This is a genomic window from Citrobacter sp. Cb004 (genome assembly GCF_030337065.1).
Classification (GTDB): Bacteria; Pseudomonadota; Gammaproteobacteria; order Enterobacterales; family Enterobacteriaceae; genus Citrobacter; species Citrobacter braakii.
Window position 1 is genome coordinate 401,660 of the sequence record NZ_JAOWCH010000070.1, and the last position, 19,428, is coordinate 421,087.

Sequence of the window (19,428 nt, forward strand, 5' to 3'; positions counted from 1 at the left end):
TCATTCTACGCCGCTTAACCGCAATGACCATGCCAGGAAATTGAAGAAGTTAGTGAAAAAATTGCCATTGCATAATGCGATTATGTAGCCGTTGTTCACGCTCAGCATCCAGCTGTTTTAAGGCCTGCGCCGCCTCGGCGCGCTGAACTGCCAACAGCGCTTTGCGACCCGATATCTTCAGCTGTTGGCACAATTCGGCATCGCTGCGTTGAGCCTGTATACGCCCGCGCAATGCTGGAAGAGGCAACTCGCTGCGCTCAAGCAAACGACTCAGACAACCTAATGATGTCAGTAATGGTCGATGCGCGAAGGCAAACCCAGCCAGCTCACCCCAGTCATCCTCATTAAGCGTAGTCTCTTTCAGTGGTACCAGCGGAATGCGCTCTGCGTTCCACTGCGCAAGAATCTCCGCATCCCGTCGCAGGCGCTGGTGCGCCCGCCAGGCAAGGCATTTTCCCGCTTCGCTGATGGGCAGCACCGCCATAGCGGTATAACAGCCGCTGCTGGCTTCCCGATGATTGCCCATCCGTACCAGGACAAAACCGCAACGCTGCCAGAAACGCCATAATTCAGCCGTATAACCAAAGCTGACGGACAGATAGTCGCACTGCGTGCAATAGTGCCGGGCCTGCAGAATCAGCTGTTGCCCAATACCTTCTCTTTGACGTGCGGGATGAACCGCAATTCGACTGACCCGCCGCCCGACGAGCGTCGCTGCCAATGGGTCTCCGCCGTGCGCCGCCAGTGACTGCGCAACCAGATTTCCTCTTGGTCGGCGATATCCGGCCCAGACGGCCTGGCTTAATTCTGCGGATAATCCCCCCTCGTCGACCAGCCAGACAGCACCCGCCACCGAGTCAGCAGCCGAAGCCTGAAGAAAATGCTGACCCGGCGCGTCCATCATTCGCCGCAGATCCAGTGGCGAGGTGCGATAATGCGCACCGGAAAGTAGCTGATATACCGCTAACGGCAGCGCCGGGTTTGTCTGCCATGAGAGTTGATCAAATGCCGAGAAGTTAAGCTCCCCTAAGGGGGCATGCGTAAAGGTTTCGTCGTCAAACACCAGCGCATCGCTGACGATTTTCTCCAGCGGACATCCCTGCGCCCAGCGCACGGGTTGTTGCAACTCATAGCGTCGAAGATGGGGAAAGCGGGCGCAGAATTTCAGCAAAAAGCCTCTGCCGGTACCCTCGTAGCCCTGTACGGTGGTGGTTAACAGCGTACGAGGGAAACGCACAACCAGTTGGTGTAGCAGCGGCGCGGGGATCGCGGCGGCTTCATCCACAACCAGCCAGTCTGCGGTTGCAGAACTGCTTAACAGCGCATCCGGGGCCATAAAGCGGTAACCCTCTGCGGCAAATTGCGCCAGCACATCCGTTGCCGCTTTAGCAGGCGCGGTGACAATCGCGGTCCCGTTGATACGTGCTATCAGTTGCCCTGCCAGAGCCGATTTACCCCGGCCACGTGCAGCTGTGACCGCAGCCACGCCGGGAGGCATATCCAGCAACTGGGTTAAAATCATCGCCTGTTCAGGCTGAGGGTCACCGGTTGCCGCGTGCCAGACTGCACGAACAGGAAAACACGGGCTGGAAACTGCGTGATGCTGCTGCCAGTGCAGAGCCTGTCCGTCACGGGAAATCACCCGTTTGACATGTTCAACAAAGTGCGGCGTTGGGATAGGTTCAGCACAGTCGCTCCAGCGCAGTGAATCCACGTCCGGATGCGTGTGCCAGGTATGCCAGGGGGGAGTCAGCAAAACCAGCCAGCTCCCGGCGATCAGCGTTCCGCTTAAGGCGGCAAACGCCGCAGCGTCAAATCCCTGCCCGGCGTCAAAAACCGCATGACGAAACTCGCGGCCTAATAACGTTTGCAGCGCCTGTGGCGTACAGTTTGGCTCAGCAGGGGCGGGGGCGCCCACCCATAACCAGTCGCCGGGTAACGTGTCGCGTAGCGCTAATGCCCGCTCCTGACACCAGTTCCCCTCGCCACTGATAATCAGCAGACGACGGATCCCTTCGTGGGCCATCTGTTCGGTTAACGCGCTCAGCGCCGTATTATCAGACATCCCTGCCTCAGTAGCTTAAATGCCTTTACCAAAAGTATTACATTGTCCCGGATCGCCGCTGTCAAAACCGCGTTTGAACCAGCTAAGCCGCTGCTCAGAAGTGCCGTGGGTAAAGCTGTCTGGCACAACGCGTCCTTGTCCCTGCTGCTGCAGGCGATCGTCGCCAATGGCCTGAGCGGCGTTCAGCGCTTCTGCCAGGTCGCCGGACTCCAGCACGCCCTGCTGCTGCATACTGTTGCCCCAGACGCCGGCAAAGCAGTCCGCCTGCAGTTCCATACGTACGGAAAGACGGTTCACTTCAGCCTGTGAGGCATTCTGCTGCATCTGGCGAACTTTCGGTTCAATACCCAGCAGTTTCTGCACGTGGTGACCCACTTCATGGGCGATAACATAGCCCTGAGCAAAATCACCATCGGCGCCCAGCTTGTTTTTCATGTCATCATAAAATGAGAGGTCGATATACACCGTACCATCCGCCGGGCAGTAAAACGGCCCCATCACCGACTGACCTGCGCCACAGCCGGTACGCGTCGCTCCGCGATACATTACCAGCTTCGGCTGTTGGTAGGTCCGGCCCATTTTTTCAAACTGCTGCCCCCAGGTATCTTCCGTGGTGGCCAGAATCACCGAGGTAAATTTTGCTGCTTCATCATCATTTGGACTGATGGAGTGTGATGATTGCTGTTGGGAAACTGGCTGGCCGGTCATTAATCCGGTGAGATCCACGCCATAATATCCCGCCACCAGCACCACAATCAGCAGGATGATGCCGCCTTTACCACTGGGCAAACGAAAACCAGGGCCGCCTATAGAAGGGCCGCCACCGGAGCTATTTCGTCTGTCTTCCACATTGTCACTTTCACGACGCCCTTGCCAGCGCATAATCACCTCAACTTTTTATTCATTATGATGATGATCGTAGGCGGTTCGGAACAGGATTACCATAAGAAACAGTAATCAAAATCGGCGGGATTGATGAGCCGGAGAGCGATCGCCGGCTCAGGGGAGGATTAGTCTAACTTCACACCCAGACGATGCGCGACGGCTTCATAGGCTTCGATCAGGCCGCCCAGGCTCTGGCGGAAGCGATCTTTGTCCATTTTATCCAGCGTTTCTTTGTCCCACAGACGGCTACCGTCCGGTGAGAACTCATCGCCCAGGACCACTTCACCTTTATACAAACCAAACTCAAGTTTGAAGTCGACCAGAATCAGACCGGCATCATCAAACATCTTTTTCAGCACGTCGTTGGCTTTGTAGGTCAGCTCTTTCATACGCGCCAAATTCTCTTTGCTCACCCAACCAAAAGTTTCGCAATAGGAATCGTTAATCATTGGATCGTGCATAGCATCGTTTTTCAGGAACAGATCAAACAGCGGCGGATTCAGTTCAATACCTTCCTCAACGCCTAAACGCTTAACCAGGGAACCTGCTGCGCGGTTACGAACCACACATTCAACCGGTACCATCTCCAGTTTTTTCACCAGACATTCAGTATCGGAAAGCAGTCGCTCCATCTGGGTAGGAATGCCCGCTTCTTGCAGTTTAGTCATAATGAAATGGTTGAACTTGTTGTTCACCATGCCTTTACGATCAAACTGTTCAATGCGCGCGCCATCCCCTGCTGACGTATCATTGCGGAATTCGAGCACCAACAGGTCCGGGTTTTCCGTGCTGTATACGGTCTTCGCTTTACCACGATACAACTCAGCTTGCTTTTGCATCTTTATTACTCCTGGGTGTGAATTAACGATAAATATTGCGTTTTTCTGCCGACGCACACGTTTGCGTATCATATCAGAAAAAAAGGGCTGGAGTTATCCAGCCCTTTATTTTTACTTACTGAACGCTGCCTGGAAGACGGCGACCAGCGCGTCGTTCTGGCTTTGCGTCAGGGTATGCCCCTTCGGATCGATAAACTGCAAACTACTGCGGTTGTCTAAATCACCGACCTGCAGTTTATAGTCGCCGGATACCAGACCCGGATCGCTTGCGCCCAGCTCCTGCCAGTTGCTATCAGACAGTGGTTTGTAGGTCACGGCGATGCTGCCCTGAGAACGGGTGCTGTCGGTCACTTTCATCCCCACTTTCTCAAGCGCTGCCGGCAGACGCTGCCATACCACGTTGAACGGTCCACGTACCACCAGCATCGGTAAACCGGTGTCATCGGCAGCACTCTGAACATCCATGGTGGCGGCAGAGCGGTTCTGCGCGGCATTCGCGGCGTCAGTGGCGTTCTTATCCAGACCTGCGGAGATAACGTTCATCATCTCAGCGCTGTAACGCTGCATTGATGCTGGATCAGCTACGGGTTTACCCGCCTGCTCGAGGTTAATCAGTTTCACCGTTACCGCTTGCTGATAGCCCTGCGGTTTAACCGAGATTTGATAACGTCCACGGTACTGCTCGTCTTCATCCAGACGGTTCCAGTTAACCCAGTCGGTGGTCAACGTCTGGCTGGCATCATCACGTTTGGTGATCGTGTAGTTTTTAGACTGAATGACGCTAACGACCTGTGGCCACAGCGTGTTGCCACGACCATTTTCCACCAGCAATGTCGACGTATCACCCGCGATCTGAGTGCGAGCACCAGTGACTAGTGCTAACGGCTGAGCCGGCGGGCGAATGTCCAGCGCTTTACCAACGGCACCGCTGCCGTTGGTGACCGGGATATTATAGTCACCCGACATAACCGGCAGAATCATCCCAGCTGGAGCGTGAAGCTCAGCAAGCGGTGCGGCCTCCAGATAGGATTCATCACCGCTCACCTGGCGCTTATAACGCGAGTCAGAACTACAGGCCGCGAGCAACATAACAAGCGAAACACCCGCAACCTTGGCCAGGCGCGACTTTTGTACTGAGTAAGCCATCAAATCTCCCTAAACTTTACAGCAAACCGGCATGCTTAAGCGCCGCTTTGACGATTTCACGAGCATTATCCGTGATTGGCGTCATCGGCAGACGTAGCGTATCGGTCGCCACAAGTCCCAACTCCTTACACGCCCATTTCACTGGGATAGGATTGGGTTCGACAAATAGTTTGTTGTGTAACGGCATCAGACGATGGTTAATCACCCGCGCCTCGGCAAAGTTCCCGGCTGCCGCCAGTTTGCACATTTCGGCCATATCGCGTGCCGCAACGTTAGACGTCACGGAAATCACGCCATGACCACCGAGCTGCATAAAATCCAGTCCGGTCGCGTCATCACCGCTGAGCAGAATAAAGTCGTCTGAAACCAGCTCTTTGATCTGGTGAACGCGACTTAAGTTCCCCGTGGCCTCTTTAATAGCGATAATATTTTTTACTTTCGCCAGGCGACCAACGGTTTCCGGCAACATATCGCAGCCGGTACGGGACGGTACATTATACAGAATTTGCGGCAGGTCAGTATGTTCAGCGATGGCTTTGAAATGCTGGAACAAACCTTCCTGGGTTGGGCGGTTGTAGTAAGGCGTCACCGTCAGGCAGCCGACAACACCACTGTCGTTGAAACGCTGCGTCAGACTAATGGCTTCCGCGGTCGCATTAGCGCCGGTTCCGGCAATCACCGGAATACGCCCGTCGGCCAGCTCCAGGGTCATCATCACCACATCGCCATGCTCATCATGACTCAGGGTGGCAGACTCACCGGTGGTGCCAACCGAAACGATCGCCGAGGTGCCGCTGGCGACATGATAATCAATCAGTTTTTTCAGGCTCGACCGGCAGACTTTACCTTTCTCATCCATCGGCGTAACAAGCGCGACAATACTTCCCGTGAACATGGGCCATCCTCTGTGCAAACAAGTGTCTCAATGGTACGTTTGGTACGACAATAAAAGCAAGCGACCAGAGCCGTTCTGATTGTTGTATGCATGTTTTTTTTATGCTTTCCTTATGATTACCTCACCGCTCAAAGGAAGAACAGGTTTGACATCGTCATCGCAACACTATCTGGTCATTACTGCGCTGGGTGCTGACCGCCCGGGAATTGTGAACACCATCACACGTCATGTCAGCAGTTGCGGCTGTAATATCGAAGACAGCCGACTGGCCATGCTGGGTGACGAGTTCACGTTTATCATGTTGCTGTCGGGCACCTGGAATGCCATTACCCTAATTGAATCAACCTTGCCGTTGAAAGGTGCAGAGCTGGATTTACTGATTGTGATGAAGCGCACGACCGCACGCCCCCGTCCGGCGATGCCCGCTACGGTATGGGTGCAGGTCGATGTTCCTGATTCTCCGCATTTGATTGAACGCTTTACCGCCCTGTTTGACAGCCACCAAATGAATATTGCGGAACTGGTTTCACGCACGCAACCAGCTGAGAACGAAAAGGCGGCACAGCTGTTTATTCAAATTACCGCACATAGTCCTGCGTCACATGATTCGGCAAATATTGAAGATGCGTTTAAAGCACTCTGTACAGAACTCAATGCGCAAGGCAGTATTAACGTCGTCAATTACTCACAGCATGATGAACAGGATGGAGTTAAGTAATGAACCCACTGAAAGCCGGTGATATCGCACCGAAATTTAGCTTGCCGGATCAAGACGGAGAACAAGTAAATTTAACCGACTTCCAGGGACAGCGTGTTCTGGTTTATTTTTACCCGAAAGCCATGACACCCGGCTGTACCGTACAGGCCTGCGGCCTGCGCGATAACATGGATGAGTTAAAAAAAGCAGGTGTTGAAGTGCTGGGAATCAGCACCGATAAACCAGAGAAGCTTTCCCGATTCGCGGAGAAAGAAGTCCTTAACTTCACGCTCCTGTCCGACGAAGATCACCAGGTTTGCGAGCAGTTCGGCGTCTGGGGTGAGAAGTCATTTATGGGCAAAACCTATGATGGCATCCACCGCATCAGCTTCCTGATTGATGCTGAAGGGAAAATTGAGCATGTGTTTGATGACTTCAAAACCAGCAACCACCACGACGTGGTAATGAACTGGCTGAAAGAGAACGCCTGATTTACATTTTGCCGGATAGCGCCTGATGGTGACGCCACGCGTCTTATCAGGCCACCATCCGCATAACTCCGTAGCCGGATAAGGCGTTTACGCCGCCATCCGGCATCAACGTCGTTTATTCAAACGTCCCTTTTACACAGGCTTTTTTCTCTCTGACGACGGCTTTGCCCTTCGCCCACAGGTGATGAACTTCAAGCGCATCATTGAGCACCAAAATGTCGGCATCGCATCCTACCGCCAGACGCCCTTTATGTTCCAGTCCCAAAAATTCTGCGACCGTTCGCGTCAGCGGACACAGCGCCAGTTCCAGCGGTATGGCATGAACCTTCACCAACTGGCGCACTGTTTCAGCCAGTGATTCAAAGCCTGCGACACCGATGCCGGTAAGATTACCGTAGTCATCAAATTCCGGCTGGCTACCGTTGCCGTCTGAACTCAAGGTAATACGCGACAGCGGCACGTTCTGGCGTAGCGCCGTGGCGATAGCCGTGGCCGGGTCGACGGGTTCATCAATGCTGCTGGTAATGTCGATATAACCGCCTTTGCGGGCATACTCCAGCGCCGACTGAAACAGCAGTTCCGCACGATTGACGTGTGTGGGCAGCAGCTTGGTAATCGGTACATCGCAACTGTCGAGGATCTGGTACAACGGCTCCAGCATGCGCGGGCTGTCGCCCATATGGAAGACGCTAATCCCCGGCTTGCGCCCTAACAATCCGCCAACGCGCGACTGCGCCGCCATGTTTGCCAGCGCCGAGGTGTCCGGGGCTGAAGAACGATGGTCCGAAACAGCACATTTCACGCCAATGATTTTATCGATCAGCGCCACATCGCGATCGATACTGCCGGTGATGGTCGGGGAAGGCAGAGAATACGCCCCGGTCAGCATCCATGCGCTGATGCCTTCAAATTCCAGCGCGCGGGTTTTCGCCAGCAGCGATTCAGGGTGACGGGTAATACCATCTGTCCCCAGCAATCCCACCACCGAGGTGACGCCAGCTTCAACCAGCCGCGACAAGCGCACTTCCGGCGTGCGGGTGTGCGGCCCTGCTTCTCCGCCGCCGCCAATCAGATGGACGTGTTGATCGATAAATCCTGGGCACACAATCGCACCGTCAAGATTGATACACTCGCAGCCAGGAAAATCGTCAGGGGAAATCGACGGCGCGATGGCAACAATTTTGCTGTCAGACACCAGTATATCCTGGCGTCCTAAATCTTCCGGCGCGTACACGTGTCCCTGCTGGAACAACGTCAAATTAAGAATGGAACAGTTCATAACCTTCCTTGTCAGGCAATAACCTGCATAACCCAAATAGAGAGCAGCGCATTAATTACGCATACCGCAATAATAAGCGGGTAATAACGGGGATGGACTCCCGCGGTACCCAGACAGCGTCCCACATTTTGCACCGGATTGCCCATCAGGTAGATAGCCGGTAACAGCACCGTAGCATCATGTCCCGAAAGCGTACCGGCGACAACCAGGCTGGCGCAAACACCGACGCCGCCTCCCATACTCATCACCGCCGCCAGCAGTACGGTAGCAGATTCCCCCGGCAGTCCCCACAGCGCCATTACCGGCTCACATACCCGCCCGACAATCTCGAGCAGTCCCGTCACCTTCAGCGCCTGAATAATCACAAACGCCATTACCACGTTAGGCAACAGGCTAGTTGTTGCAATAGTGAATCCGCGCCGTGCGCCATCGATAAACATATCCATGACGTTTTTACGTACTTGCGTTGTCATCTCACGCCTCCTGCTGCGTACGGCGATTTTCCAGCTGCGCAATCCACAAACGCAGCAGGTTCGCACCCACAAATTTGAAGACAAGGATCACCGCCAGCGGCGTAATCACCGGGACGGTAACCATCGTAAACAGCGCAGCACCCGAGGAAAAATAGTTGGTAATACACGCACTGCCGCTGGTTTGCCAGCAGGCAAAAATGGCACGTTCTTGTTCAGTGATAATGCCCTCTTCCGCCATTTCTTTAGTCATCCCTGCCGCAGCATCGGTATTTTGCAAATTCGCAATCAGCGCCAGCGAACAAATACCCGGAATACCGAGTAACGGGCGCAGGACTGGCGTCATCAGTTGCTGTGCCGCACGCAACCCTCCCAGCCCTTCGGTGACGGAAATTATCCCGAGTGAAAGAATGACGGAAGGCGCCAGCTCAAGCGCGAATAAGAAGCCGTCTTTTGCGCCCATACCGCCCGTGCCGCGAAAAGAGACCGCCGTGTCCCCCGCCGCATTAATCTGCCCAAACGCACCGTTGAGAACGGTGAAATCAAAGACTCGCCACCATTCGGTACTTTTCGCAAACATGCCGGAAAAAAGAATAATCGTAATAAAAAAAGCGAGATAACCGCCCCATCCCACCTTCTGCTGCGTGTGTGTGTTGTGACCCATTTTGTTCTCCTGTTGGCCTTATTCCTTGCGTGACTAAAGACATCACGCGGGTCAAGTTAAAGACAAACGCAGAGAAAAACGACACCAGAGGAGATTATTCAGAATGTGTGGATAGAGGTCAGACAAGTTCGGCTCCGGCGACATTGCATCGCCGGAGCAAACAGATTAGGGTTCATCAACGACCTGACCATCCGGCCAGGCATGCATTACCGCTTTGATTAACGTCGCCAGAGGAATCGCAAAGAATACGCCCCAGAATCCCCACAGGCCGCCGAATATCACTACTGAGAGAATAATCACCAGCGGATGCAGATTTACCGCCTCGGAGAACAGCACCGGCACCAGCAAATTACCGTCCAGCGCCTGGATTATCAGGTATACGGCAAAACAGCTCCAGAACTCGGTGCCAAGCCCGAACTGGAACAATGCCACACCGACCACCGGAATAGTGACCACGAAAGCGCCGATATACGGGATCAGCACGGAGAAGCCTACCAGCACCGCCAGCAGCAGCGAATAGTTGAGGCCAAACAGCAGGAAGCCGAGCCAGGTCGCCACGCCAACCACCACCATTTCCAGCACCTTGCCGCGGATATAGTTGGTGATTTGCTGGTTCATCTCTTTCCACACCTGCCCCGCCAGTCCGCGATTACGCGGCAGCACCCGACGCACTGCGTTCAGCATTTGTCCTTTATCTTTGATCAGGAAGAACACCATCAACGGGACGAGAATCAGATACACCGCCAGCGTCAGCAATCCGACCAGTGAAGCCAGCGAATATTTCACCACCGAATCGCCCATGGTGAGCATTCGCGAGCGCATATTCTCCGCCATCGCATCAATAATGCCTGCATCCATCAGCGCCGGATAACGCCGCGGTAAAGTGGCGGCAAAATCAGACAATTTATTGAGCATGCCGGGCATATCGCGGATCAGGTAGATCCCCTGTTGCCATGCAACGGGCATTACCACAAACGCCATCAGCAGCAAAATACCGACAAACACCACCAACACAATCGATGTCGCCCAACGCCGTGAACAACCAATATGTTCCAGCCGTACTGTCGGCCATTCGAGCAGGTACGCCAGCACAATGGCGACCAGCAGCGGCGCCAAAAGACCGCTAAAAAAGAACAGGATGCCAAAACCGGCAACCAGAATAATCAGCAAGGCGATGGCTTCGGGGTCGCTAAAGCGGCGGCGATACCATTGCATCAACATTTCGAGCATAAAACCCTTCCATGAATCCAATAGCGGGATTGCGATCCCGAATTGTATCGAAATGTCACAAAAAAGACTTCGCTTTTTATAGCGGATTACGCAAAGTGAAAAGACATTTTTCCTGGGTGTTCATCGTCAGGTTTCGCAGTTACACTCCCTAAGCTTGCGGAGTGTGAACGATACTTCACGGCATTGGTCAAATGGCTATCTCAAAAAAGAATACAGGACAGAGGTTATGTTCAGGCAGTTGAAAAAAAACCTGGTTGCTACCCTCATTGCTGCACTGACCATCGGTCAGGTTGCGCCCGCATTTGCAGAAACCGCGGACACCCTGCCTGATATGGGAACCTCGGCAGGGAGTACGCTTTCCATAGGACAGGAAATGCAGATGGGCGATTATTATGTACGCCAGCTGCGCGGCAGTGCGCCATTAATTAACGATCCGTTGCTGACGCAATACATTAATGCGCTGGGGATGCGTCTGGTCTCGCACGCCGACTCGGTAAAAACGCCCTTCACCTTCTTTTTGATTAACAACGATGAAATCAACGCCTTTGCTTTCTTTGGCGGCAACGTTGTTTTGCACTCCGCACTGTTCCGCTATTCCGATAACGAAAGCCAACTGGCATCGGTTATGGCGCACGAAATTTCCCACGTTACGCAGCGTCACCTGGCGCGCGCAATGGAAGATCAGAAACGCAGCGCGCCGCTAACGTGGGTGGGTGCGTTAGGGTCAATTTTATTGGCGATGGCCAGCCCGCAGGCGGGTATGGCGGCGCTGACCGGTACGCTGGCGGGTACACGCCAGGGGATGATTAGCTTTACGCAGCAAAACGAACAGGAAGCAGACCGCATCGGTATTCAGGTACTGCAACGCTCGGGATTCGATCCCCAGGCCATGCCGACGTTTCTGGAAAAATTGCTCGATCAGGCCCGTTACTCTTCGCGTCCACCAGAAATTTTGCTGACTCACCCCCTGCCAGAAAGCCGTCTGTCGGATGCCCGTAACCGCGCCAACCAAATGCGTCCGGCTGTCGTCCAGTCTTCAGAAGATTTTTATCTGGCCAAGGCACGCACCTTAGGCATGTACAACTCTGGTCGCAACCAGCTGACCGATGACCTGCTGAGTAACTGGTCGAAAGGCAACATACGTGAGCAACGTGCGGCGCAGTATGGCCGGGCATTGCAGGCAATGGAGGCCAGTAAATATGACGAGGCACGTAAAGCACTGCAACCGCTGCTGGCGGCAGATGCTAACAATGCCTGGTATCTCGACCTGGCAACGGATATCGATCTCGGCCAGAAGAAAACCAGCGATGCCATTAATCGGTTGAAAAACGCCCGCGACCTGCGCACCAACCCGGTACTGCAGCTCAACCTGGCAAATGCGTATTTACAGGCCGGGCAAGCCAAAGAGGCGGCGACCATCCTGAATCGCTATACGTTTAACCATAAGAACGACCCTAACGGCTGGGATCTGTTAGCGCAAACGGAAGCCAACCTGAACAACCGCGATCAGGAACTGGCGGCCCGCGCGGAAGGGTATGCCCTCGCAGGACGTCTGGATCAGGCGATTTCGATGCTCAGCAGCGCAAGCTCACAGGTCAAACTGGGTAGCCAGCAGCAGGCCAGATACGATGCCCGTATCGACCAGCTACGCCAACTGCAAGAGCGCTTTAAACCGTATACGAAAATGTAATTATCGAACCCTTGCCGGATGGCGATATGTAGGCCAGATAAGGTCTTTTGGTCGCCATCCGGCAGGATTGTTATGCAAGGAGAAGTCATGTCAGACGCGATTAAAATCTACCATAACCCACGCTGCTCCAAGAGCCGTGAAACGCTGGAGTTACTGAAGTCTAACGGTGTGGACCCGGAAGTGGTGTTGTATCTGGAAACCCCGGCTGACGCCACAACCCTGCGTGAATTGTTGCAGATGCTGGGCATGTCCAGCGCGCGCGAGCTGATGCGCCAGAAAGAAGATCTCTATAAGTCACTTAATCTGGCGGACGTAAATCTGAGTGAAGATGCGCTGATTCAGGCAATGGTGGAAAACCCGAAATTGATGGAGCGCCCGATTGTGGTTGCCAAAGGCCAGGCGAGAATTGGACGCCCGCCGGAGCAGGTACTGGAAATCATCGGTTAACCTGAAACCTGCCGCAGTCTCTTCGGCTGCGGCGCTTACAGCTTCAGTATCTCTTTTACGAATGGAATGGTCAGCTTACGCTGGGCGGTGATCGATGCATGATCAAGCTGATCCAACGTCATAAACAGCGTACGCATTTCTCGATCCAGACGCTTGAGCAGGAAGCGTCCCACATCTTCCGGCAGTTCAAACCCACGAAGTCTGGCGCGTAATTGCAACGCCTGCAGCTTATCTTCATCGGAAAGCGGCTGCAGCTTGTAGATTTGTCCCCAGTCCAGGCGCGAGGCGAGATCCGGCAACCCCAGATTCAGCTGTCTTGGCGGGCGATCGCCAGTGATCAGCAGACGCGTTTTCCCCGACTCCAGGATGCGGTTGTAGAGATCAAAGATCGCCATTTCCCACAGCGAATCCCCGGCCACACATTCAATGTTATCGATGCATACCAGCGATAAATGCTCCATACCGTCGAGCACCTCGGGGACGAACCAGGTACGCTTGTCGAGCGGCACATAGCCTACCGCATCGCCGCGCGCGGACAGTTCCGCACAAGCCGCATGCAGCAAATGACTACGGCCAGCGCCTTCACGCGACCAGAGATAAATATACCCGCTATGGTCCTGACGCAGCACGTTTTGCAGTGCAGCCAGTAAAGAGGAGTTATCCCCCGGCCAGAAACTTGCGAAAGTTTCGTCGTCAGGAAGATAAAGTGGCAAAGAGAGCTGTGCCGGTGTGTTCAGAGATACCTCAACCCAGGATTTCATAAAATCGCGTTGAGTTTAACACAGAAATACGTCGTGATAGAACCGGGCAGCATCGCCACCCGGTAAGAGATTTACTGTTGCGGACTGTCGGCATCTTCCGCGTCAAGCACGACTTCTTCCGGACGCAGCAGGCTGATAACTTTGAAAATCAGGCTCAGACAAACGCCAACAATGGTCGCCAGCGCCATGCCTTTCAGCTCAGCGGCGCCAATGTGAACTTTCGCACCACTCACGCCGATGATCAAAATAACCGAGGTCAGGATCAGGTTTTGCGCTTTGTTGTAGTCAACTTTTGACTCGATCAGTACGCGAATACCGGAAGCACCAATCACGCCGTACAGCAGCAGCGATACGCCACCCATGACCGGCAGTGGAATGATTTGGATCGCCGCCGCCAGTTTACCCACACAGGAGAGCAGAATGGCAAAAATTGCCGCGCCGCCGATAACCCAGGTACTGTAAACACGAGTAATCGCCATTACGCCAATATTTTCACCGTACGTGGTGTTCGGCGTAGAGCCGAAGAAACCAGAGATAACCGTAGACAGGCCGTTGGCAAACATTGAACGATGCAGGCCAGGATCGCGAATCAAATCTTTTTTCACGATATTCGCCGTCACCACCAGGTGTCCAACGTGTTCAGCGATGACCACCAGCGCCGCCGGCAGGATGGTCAGAATGGCAACCCATTCAAAGCGCGGCGTGTAGAACGTTGGCAGAGCAAACCAGTGGGCCTGTGCAATCGGCGTGGTGTCCACGACCCCCATCACGAAGGAGAGCGCGTAGCCGGCCAGCACCCCAATCAGAATCGGGATAATCGCCATAAAACCGCGGAACAGTACAGAGCCAAATACCGTCACCGCCAGCGTCACCATTGAGATGATGATGGTTTTTGAATCCGGTAATTGTCCCTCTGCTGGCAGTAACCCCGCCATGCCCGCAGCGACGCCAGCCAGCTCCAGACCGATGACGGCAACGATTGCGCCCATCGCCGCAGGAGGGAACATGACATCCAGCCAGCCGGTTCCTGCTTTCTTAACGATGAAAGAAACCAGGCAGAACAGAACGCCGCACATAATGAAACCACCCAGCGCCACTTCATACCCTAACGGCAGCAACAGCAGTACCGGGGAAATAAATGCGAAGCTGGAACCCAGATACGCAGGAATTTTACCTTTACAGATAAAGAGATACAGCAACGTACCAATGCCGTTAAACAGCAGAACGGTAGCCGGGTTGATGTGGAACAGGACTGGCACCAGTACCGTTGCGCCAAACATGGCGAACAGGTGCTGCAAACTAAGCGGGATTGTCTGTAAAAGCGGCGGTCTTTCACTCACCCCGATAGCACGGCGCGTCATAGTGTTTTCCTCTGAGTGTTGTTTGTTATTAGCCTTGGGTTGTTATATTCAAAAAAAAGCCGACTCTTAAAGTCGGCTTCTTTTCACTTATTCGTTTACTTGGTACCAAAAATCTTATCGCCGGCATCGCCGAGCCCCGGAATAATGTATCCGTGCTCGTTCAACCCCTGATCGATGGAGGCCGTGTACAGCTCAACATCCGGGTGCGCTCTTTCCAGTGCCGCGATACCTTCCGGTGCCGCAACCAGGACCAGCACTTTAATGCTGGTGCAGCCTGCATTTTTCAGCAGGTCGATGGTGGCGATAACGGAACCGCCGGTTGCCAGCATCGGGTCAACGATCAGCGCCATACGCTCATCGATGTTAGATACCAGCTTCTGGAAGTACGGAACCGGCTCCAGCGTTTCTTCGTTACGGTACATACCAACCACGCTGATACGCGCGCTCGGAACGTTTTCCAGTACGCCTTCCATCATGCCCAGGCCCGCACGCAGGATTGGCACAACGGTGATTTTTTTACCTTTGATTTGGTCAACTTCAACCGGACCGTTCCAGCCTTCAATGGTCACCTTTTCGGTTTCCAGACCAGCGGTTGCTTCATAAGTCAGCAGGCTGCCAACTTCCGAGGCGAGTTCACGAAAGCGTTTAGTGCTGATGTCGTTTTCACGCATCAGTCCCAGCTTGTGTTTGACGAGTGGGTGTTTGACTTCCACGATCTTCATACTCTTCTCCTTTCCTCAGACGAGTGGCAACCACAAAAAAAATCGCCGGATTATACCGCTTTTCGTCTCTGGCGCAACACTGGATACGCTTGATATGGATCAACCAAAGTCGTTTGCGTCTGGATGATGAGTATAAAACAAGCCCCGCATTATTGGCGGGGCTGGCTGTCAATACTATGAATTTTATAGATATTCAGCATTGGCCTGGATAACGTTTTGATACCATGAAAAAGATTTCTTCGGCGAGCGTACTAACGTTCCGCTTCCGTCATTATTTTTATCAACATAGATAAAGCCGTAGCGCTTTTTCATCTCCCCCGTCCCGGCCGAGACTAAATCAATACAGCCCCACGGGGTATAGCCCATCAGGTCCACGCCATCTTCCACTACCGCTTTTTTCATTTCGCTGATATGTGCGGCCATATAGTCAATACGATAGGAATCATCTACCGAGCCGTCGGCCTGCTGCACGTCAATCGCACCAAAGCCGTTTTCGACGATAAACAGCGGCAGTTGGTAATGATCCCAGAACCAGTTCAGCGAATAGCGCAGACCAACGGGATCAATCTGCCAGCCCCAGTCCGATTTCTGCACGTACGGGTTGGAAACCAGACTTTTCGACTCGTCGTAGTCCAGTTGTGGGTTGTCTGCCGTGGCCTGCGTTGCGAAAGACATATAGTAGCTAAAGCCGATGTAATCGACACAACCCTCAGTCAGCGCCTGACGGTCTTCCTCGGTGATATCAAGATCAAAGCCACGCCGGGCAAAGTAGTTGAGAAGATGCTGCGGGTATTTGCCGCGCACATGGACATCGGTAAACCAGTAACGCCGGTGCATGGCGTTCATCGCCATCATCATATCGTCCGGCGCACAGGTCAGTGGATAGATAGGACACATGGCAATCATGCACCCTATCTGCAATGCCGGGTTAATCTCACGCGCAGCCTTTACCGCCAGTGCGCTTGCCACCAGTTCATAGTGCGCCGCCTGGTACATAACCGGCTCGCGGTCTTCACCGGGCTGATATTTCAGGCCAGAGTTAGTAAAAGGCGCGAAGTCTTCGTGATAATTTGCCTGGTTGTTAATTTCATTAAACGTCATCCAGTACTTCACTTTGTGCTGGTAACGGGTAAAAACCACTGCGGCAAAACGGACAAAGAAATCGATAAGCTTACGGTTACGCCAGCCGCCATATTGCGTCACCAGATGGTATGGCATCTCGAAATGCGACAACGTAATCACCGGTTCAATGCCATATTTCAGGCATTCGTCAAACAGGTCATCATAGAACTGCAGGCCAGCCTCATTGGGTTGCGCTTCGTCGCCTAAGGGGAAAATACGCGTCCAGGCAATCGAAGTGCGAAAACATTTAAACCCCATTTCGGCAAACAGCTTAATGTCGTCTTTATAGCGGTGATAAAAATCGATGGCGTCGTGGTTAGGGTAGTTTTTACCGGCAATCACACCGTCAGTGATTTCACGCGCCACGCCATGCGCCCCCGCCGTCATGACATCGGCAACGCTAATTCCTTTTCCACCTTCCTGCCAGCCACCTTCCAGTTGATGAGCGGCTACGGCACCACCCCACATGAAATCTGCTTTAAATCCTGACATACCCTTCCCCTCTCGTGATTACTCTGTGCCAAACGCTGTTGATGAGGTCTGCAACAGAAAACAGAAACCGGTTTCAGTACGATACTGTGTATTCAGCAGGCAGGTTTCAAGCACAAGACTGTACCCGGTTTCATTTTCGTGGCGCAGTTCAAACAAATAGATAAATGATTGTAAAATGCTGAAAAAATCAGCACATAAAACTTGATGCAGAGCAGGCTCGCAAACGTTTGCTTTCCCTGTTAGAATTGCGCCGAATTTAACTTTTACTGCAAGTAAACATGTGGGGAAGCAGGCAGTGACCGATAAAACCTCTCTTAGCTACAAAGATGCCGGTGTTGATATTGATGCAGGTAATGCTCTGGTTGATCGAATCAAAGGCGTAGTAAAGAAAACTCGTCGTCCGGAAGTTATGGGTGGTCTGGGTGGCTTCGGTGCGCTGTGCGCATTGCCGCAAAAATATCGTGAACCGGTACTGGTTTCCGGCACTGATGGCGTCGGCACAAAACTGCGTCTGGCGATGGATCTGAAACGCCACGACACTATCGGCATTGACCTCGTCGCAATGTGCGTCAACGACCTCGTGGTTCAGGGCGCTGAGCCGCTGTTTTTCCTCGACTACTATGCTACCGGCAAACTGGATGTGGATACCGCAGCCAGCGTCATTAACGGTATTGCCGAAGGCTGTCTGCAGTCTGGCTGTGCGCTTGTCGGCGGTGAAACGGCTGAAATGCCGGGGATGTACCACGGCGAAGATTACGACGTGGCAGGCTTCTGCGTTGGCGTCGTCGAAAAATCTGAGATCATCGACGGTTCAAAAGTGGCTGACGGCGACGTACTGATTGCACTCGGCTCCAGCGGTCCGCACTCCAACGGCTACTCTCTGGTGCGCAAAATTGTGGAAGTCAGCGGTTGTGACCCGGAAATCACCGAGCTTGAAGGCAAGCCGCTGGCCGATCACTTACTGGCCCCGACCCGCATTTATGTCAAATCCATTCTGGAATTGATTGAGAAGGTTGATGTGCATGCCATTGCCCACCTGACCGGCGGTGGTTTCTGGGAAAATATTCCCCGCGTTCTGCCAGACAACACTCAGGCTGTGATCGACGAATCTTCATGGCAGTGGCCAGCCGTCTTCAACTGGCTGCAAACGGCGGGTAACGTCAGCCAGCATGAGATGTATCGCACCTTTAACTGCGGCGTAGGCATGGTTATCGCCCTGCCAGCTTCTGAAGTGGACAAAGCCCTTGCTTTGCTCAATGAGAAAGGTGAAAACGCATGGAAAATCGGTATCATCAAAGCTTCTGATTCCGAACAGCGTGTGGTCATTGAATGAAAAACATTGTGGTGCTCATTTCCGGCAACGGAAGCAATTTGCAGGCGATAATGGATGCCTGCGAACAGAATAAAATCAATGGCACCATACGTGCAGTATTCAGTAACAAGGCCGATGCGTTCGGCCTTGAGCGCGCACGCGAAGCGAATATTCCTGCACACTCGCTGGAAGCCGCCCAGTTTGCCAGTCGCGAAGCATTCGACCAGCAACTGATACAAGAAATCGACGCTTATGCCCCCGATGTCGTGGTGCTGGCCGGTTATATGCGCATTCTAAGTCCGGCGTTTGTTGCTCACTATTCTGAACGATTGCTGAATATCCACCCGTCTTTATTGCCGAAGTATCCTGGCCTGCACACGCACCGTCAGGTTCTGGAAAACGGCGATGAAGAGCATGGCACTTCCGTCCATTTCGTCACCGATGAACTGGACGGCGGACCGGTTATTCTCCAGGCCAAGGTTCCGGTATTTGAAGGCGACAGCGAAGATGATGTCACGGCACGAGTCCAGACCCAGGAACATACCATTTACCCGCTGGTGGTAAGCTGGTTTACTGATGGTCGCCTGAAGATGCGTGATAACGCAGCATGGCTGGACGGCGTTCGTCTGCCGCCACAAGGCTACGCCGCCGACGAAGAATAAAATCAACCTGTAAACCGGATCTCACCATCCGGTTTACAGGCATAAATACCTTTTCCGGTTAACATCTCCGGTATTCATCTACGCTCCCCCTTTCTCTTTGCTATCAGACGGTTTATTGTCATATTTTTCTGGCACTGTTGGACATCTGAGAGCAATGCTCGCCATAATAAATCGGTAGTGTCCCGTGAATGAAACGGA

The 19,428-nt window shown here is 53.3% G+C and carries 19 protein-coding genes; 6 read left to right on the forward strand and 13 right to left on the reverse strand.

Features of this window, described 5'->3' with window-relative positions; all coding sequences use genetic code 11:
• Positions 1 to 49: 49 nt before the first annotated feature.
• The 5 genes from OGV65_RS23370 to dapA all read right to left on the reverse strand — a co-directional run bounded on the left by OGV65_RS23370 (position 50) and on the right by dapA (position 5,830).
• Positions 50 to 2,065, reverse strand: coding sequence for a tRNA(Met) cytidine acetyltransferase TmcA (locus OGV65_RS23370; RefSeq protein WP_286455497.1), 2,016 nt, complete (start codon positions 2,063 to 2,065; stop codon positions 50 to 52).
• A gap of 15 nt (positions 2,066 to 2,080) precedes the next feature.
• Positions 2,081 to 2,947 carry a KPN_02809 family neutral zinc metallopeptidase gene (gene ypfJ, locus OGV65_RS23375; RefSeq protein ID WP_016153970.1) on the reverse strand — a complete coding sequence of 289 codons (867 nt, stop codon included), beginning with the start codon at positions 2,945 to 2,947 and terminating at the stop codon, positions 2,081 to 2,083.
• 128 nt (positions 2,948 to 3,075) lie between these two features.
• A complete protein-coding gene (purC, locus tag OGV65_RS23380; protein WP_003835086.1) occupies positions 3,076 to 3,789 on the reverse strand; it encodes a phosphoribosylaminoimidazolesuccinocarboxamide synthase in 714 nt (237 codons plus the stop codon).
• Between the two features lie 111 nt (positions 3,790 to 3,900).
• Complete coding sequence (gene bamC / locus OGV65_RS23385) at positions 3,901 to 4,935, reverse strand: outer membrane protein assembly factor BamC (RefSeq protein WP_016153971.1); 1,035 nt, start codon at positions 4,933 to 4,935, stop codon at positions 3,901 to 3,903.
• Positions 4,936 to 4,951: 16 nt separating this feature from the next.
• Positions 4,952 to 5,830, reverse strand: coding sequence for a 4-hydroxy-tetrahydrodipicolinate synthase (dapA, locus tag OGV65_RS23390; RefSeq protein ID WP_286455498.1), 879 nt, complete (start codon positions 5,828 to 5,830; stop codon positions 4,952 to 4,954).
• Positions 5,831 to 5,975: 145 nt separating this feature from the next.
• On the opposite strand from dapA, the gene OGV65_RS23395 reads away from it, so the two are divergent.
• The gene (locus OGV65_RS23395) at positions 5,976 to 6,548 is read left to right on the forward strand and encodes a glycine cleavage system transcriptional repressor (RefSeq protein ID WP_019077363.1); all 573 of its coding nucleotides are present in this window, start codon (positions 5,976 to 5,978) and stop codon (positions 6,546 to 6,548) included.
• On the forward strand, positions 6,548 to 7,018 hold the full coding sequence (bcp, locus tag OGV65_RS23400; protein WP_003835095.1) for a thioredoxin-dependent thiol peroxidase: 471 nt from the start codon (positions 6,548 to 6,550) through the stop codon (positions 7,016 to 7,018). Before OGV65_RS23395 ends, bcp begins: the two co-directional genes overlap by 1 nt.
• Before the next feature lie 115 nt (positions 7,019 to 7,133).
• Here the strand turns inward: bcp and iadA are convergent, their stop codons facing one another.
• From iadA to OGV65_RS23420, 4 genes are all read right to left on the reverse strand, one after another.
• Positions 7,134 to 8,297 carry a beta-aspartyl-peptidase gene (iadA, locus tag OGV65_RS23405; RefSeq protein WP_200080342.1) on the reverse strand — a complete coding sequence of 388 codons (1,164 nt, stop codon included), beginning with the start codon at positions 8,295 to 8,297 and terminating at the stop codon, positions 7,134 to 7,136.
• Positions 8,298 to 8,308: 11 nt separating this feature from the next.
• Complete coding sequence (locus OGV65_RS23410) at positions 8,309 to 8,770, reverse strand: YjiG family protein (RefSeq protein WP_003037948.1); 462 nt, start codon at positions 8,768 to 8,770, stop codon at positions 8,309 to 8,311.
• A 1-nt stretch (position 8,771) separates the two neighbouring features.
• Positions 8,772 to 9,431 (reverse strand): nucleoside recognition domain-containing protein, encoded by a 660-nt coding sequence (locus OGV65_RS23415; RefSeq protein WP_016153974.1) that lies wholly within the window; start codon positions 9,429 to 9,431, stop codon positions 8,772 to 8,774.
• A gap of 165 nt (positions 9,432 to 9,596) precedes the next feature.
• Positions 9,597 to 10,661, reverse strand: a complete 1,065-nt coding sequence (locus OGV65_RS23420; RefSeq protein ID WP_016153975.1) for an AI-2E family transporter — start codon at positions 10,659 to 10,661, stop codon at positions 9,597 to 9,599.
• A 226-nt stretch (positions 10,662 to 10,887) separates the two neighbouring features.
• Between OGV65_RS23420 and bepA the strand changes: the two genes are divergently transcribed.
• Together bepA and arsC are read left to right on the forward strand one after the other, a co-directional pair.
• Positions 10,888 to 12,351: a beta-barrel assembly-enhancing protease gene (gene bepA, locus OGV65_RS23425; RefSeq protein WP_047501595.1), complete on the forward strand. Its 1,464-nt coding sequence runs from the start codon at positions 10,888 to 10,890 to the stop codon at positions 12,349 to 12,351.
• Positions 12,352 to 12,438: 87 nt separating this feature from the next.
• A complete protein-coding gene (arsC, locus tag OGV65_RS23430; RefSeq protein WP_046275209.1) occupies positions 12,439 to 12,798 on the forward strand; it encodes an arsenate reductase (glutaredoxin) in 360 nt (119 codons plus the stop codon).
• Between the two features lie 35 nt (positions 12,799 to 12,833).
• On the opposite strand, the gene OGV65_RS23435 is transcribed toward arsC, so the two are convergent.
• From OGV65_RS23435 to OGV65_RS23450, 4 genes are all read right to left on the reverse strand, one after another.
• Positions 12,834 to 13,535: a DnaA inactivator Hda gene (locus OGV65_RS23435; RefSeq protein WP_200049399.1), complete on the reverse strand. Its 702-nt coding sequence runs from the start codon at positions 13,533 to 13,535 to the stop codon at positions 12,834 to 12,836.
• Between the two features lie 95 nt (positions 13,536 to 13,630).
• Positions 13,631 to 14,920, reverse strand: a complete 1,290-nt coding sequence (uraA, locus tag OGV65_RS23440; RefSeq protein ID WP_016157119.1) for a uracil permease — start codon at positions 14,918 to 14,920, stop codon at positions 13,631 to 13,633.
• Positions 14,921 to 15,015: 95 nt separating this feature from the next.
• Positions 15,016 to 15,642 carry a uracil phosphoribosyltransferase gene (gene upp, locus OGV65_RS23445; protein WP_181221322.1) on the reverse strand — a complete coding sequence of 209 codons (627 nt, stop codon included), beginning with the start codon at positions 15,640 to 15,642 and terminating at the stop codon, positions 15,016 to 15,018.
• 183 nt (positions 15,643 to 15,825) lie between these two features.
• A complete protein-coding gene (locus OGV65_RS23450) occupies positions 15,826 to 17,256 on the reverse strand; it encodes a 6-phospho-beta-glucosidase (protein WP_286455499.1) in 1,431 nt (476 codons plus the stop codon).
• Between the two features lie 295 nt (positions 17,257 to 17,551).
• Here OGV65_RS23450 and purM point away from each other — a divergent pair, with 295 nt between their 5' ends.
• Positions 17,552 to 18,589 (forward strand): phosphoribosylformylglycinamidine cyclo-ligase, encoded by a 1,038-nt coding sequence (gene purM / locus OGV65_RS23455; protein ID WP_049041569.1) that lies wholly within the window; start codon positions 17,552 to 17,554, stop codon positions 18,587 to 18,589.
• Positions 18,586 to 19,230: a phosphoribosylglycinamide formyltransferase gene (purN, locus tag OGV65_RS23460; RefSeq protein ID WP_016153983.1), complete on the forward strand. Its 645-nt coding sequence runs from the start codon at positions 18,586 to 18,588 to the stop codon at positions 19,228 to 19,230. Before purM ends, purN begins: the two co-directional genes overlap by 4 nt.
• Positions 19,231 to 19,428 lie beyond the last annotated feature (198 nt).

Excerpts from the sequence above, each read along its gene's own strand:
- OGV65_RS23370 (WP_286455497.1), bottom strand. The coding sequence starts at position 2,065 with ATGTCTGATAATACGGCGCTGAGCGCGTTAACCGAACAGATGGCCCAC.
- ypfJ (WP_016153970.1), bottom strand. The coding sequence starts at position 2,947 with ATGCGCTGGCAAGGGCGTCGTGAAAGTGACAATGTGGAAGACAGACGA.
- purC (WP_003835086.1), bottom strand. The coding sequence starts at position 3,789 with ATGCAAAAGCAAGCTGAGTTGTATCGTGGTAAAGCGAAGACCGTATAC.
- bamC (WP_016153971.1), bottom strand. The coding sequence starts at position 4,935 with ATGGCTTACTCAGTACAAAAGTCGCGCCTGGCCAAGGTTGCGGGTGTT.
- dapA (WP_286455498.1), bottom strand. The coding sequence starts at position 5,830 with ATGTTCACGGGAAGTATTGTCGCGCTTGTTACGCCGATGGATGAGAAA.
- bcp (WP_003835095.1), top strand. The coding sequence starts at position 6,548 with ATGAACCCACTGAAAGCCGGTGATATCGCACCGAAATTTAGCTTGCCG.
- iadA (WP_200080342.1), bottom strand. The coding sequence starts at position 8,297 with ATGAACTGTTCCATTCTTAATTTGACGTTGTTCCAGCAGGGACACGTG.
- OGV65_RS23410 (WP_003037948.1), bottom strand. The coding sequence starts at position 8,770 with ATGACAACGCAAGTACGTAAAAACGTCATGGATATGTTTATCGATGGC.
- OGV65_RS23415 (WP_016153974.1), bottom strand. The coding sequence starts at position 9,431 with ATGGGTCACAACACACACACGCAGCAGAAGGTGGGATGGGGCGGTTAT.
- OGV65_RS23420 (WP_016153975.1), bottom strand. The coding sequence starts at position 10,661 with ATGCTCGAAATGTTGATGCAATGGTATCGCCGCCGCTTTAGCGACCCC.
- bepA (WP_047501595.1), top strand. The coding sequence starts at position 10,888 with ATGTTCAGGCAGTTGAAAAAAAACCTGGTTGCTACCCTCATTGCTGCA.
- arsC (WP_046275209.1), top strand. The coding sequence starts at position 12,439 with ATGTCAGACGCGATTAAAATCTACCATAACCCACGCTGCTCCAAGAGC.
- uraA (WP_016157119.1), bottom strand. The coding sequence starts at position 14,920 with ATGACGCGCCGTGCTATCGGGGTGAGTGAAAGACCGCCGCTTTTACAG.
- upp (WP_181221322.1), bottom strand. The coding sequence starts at position 15,642 with ATGAAGATCGTGGAAGTCAAACACCCACTCGTCAAACACAAGCTGGGA.
- OGV65_RS23450 (WP_286455499.1), bottom strand. The coding sequence starts at position 17,256 with ATGTCAGGATTTAAAGCAGATTTCATGTGGGGTGGTGCCGTAGCCGCT.
- purN (WP_016153983.1), top strand. The coding sequence starts at position 18,586 with ATGAAAAACATTGTGGTGCTCATTTCCGGCAACGGAAGCAATTTGCAG.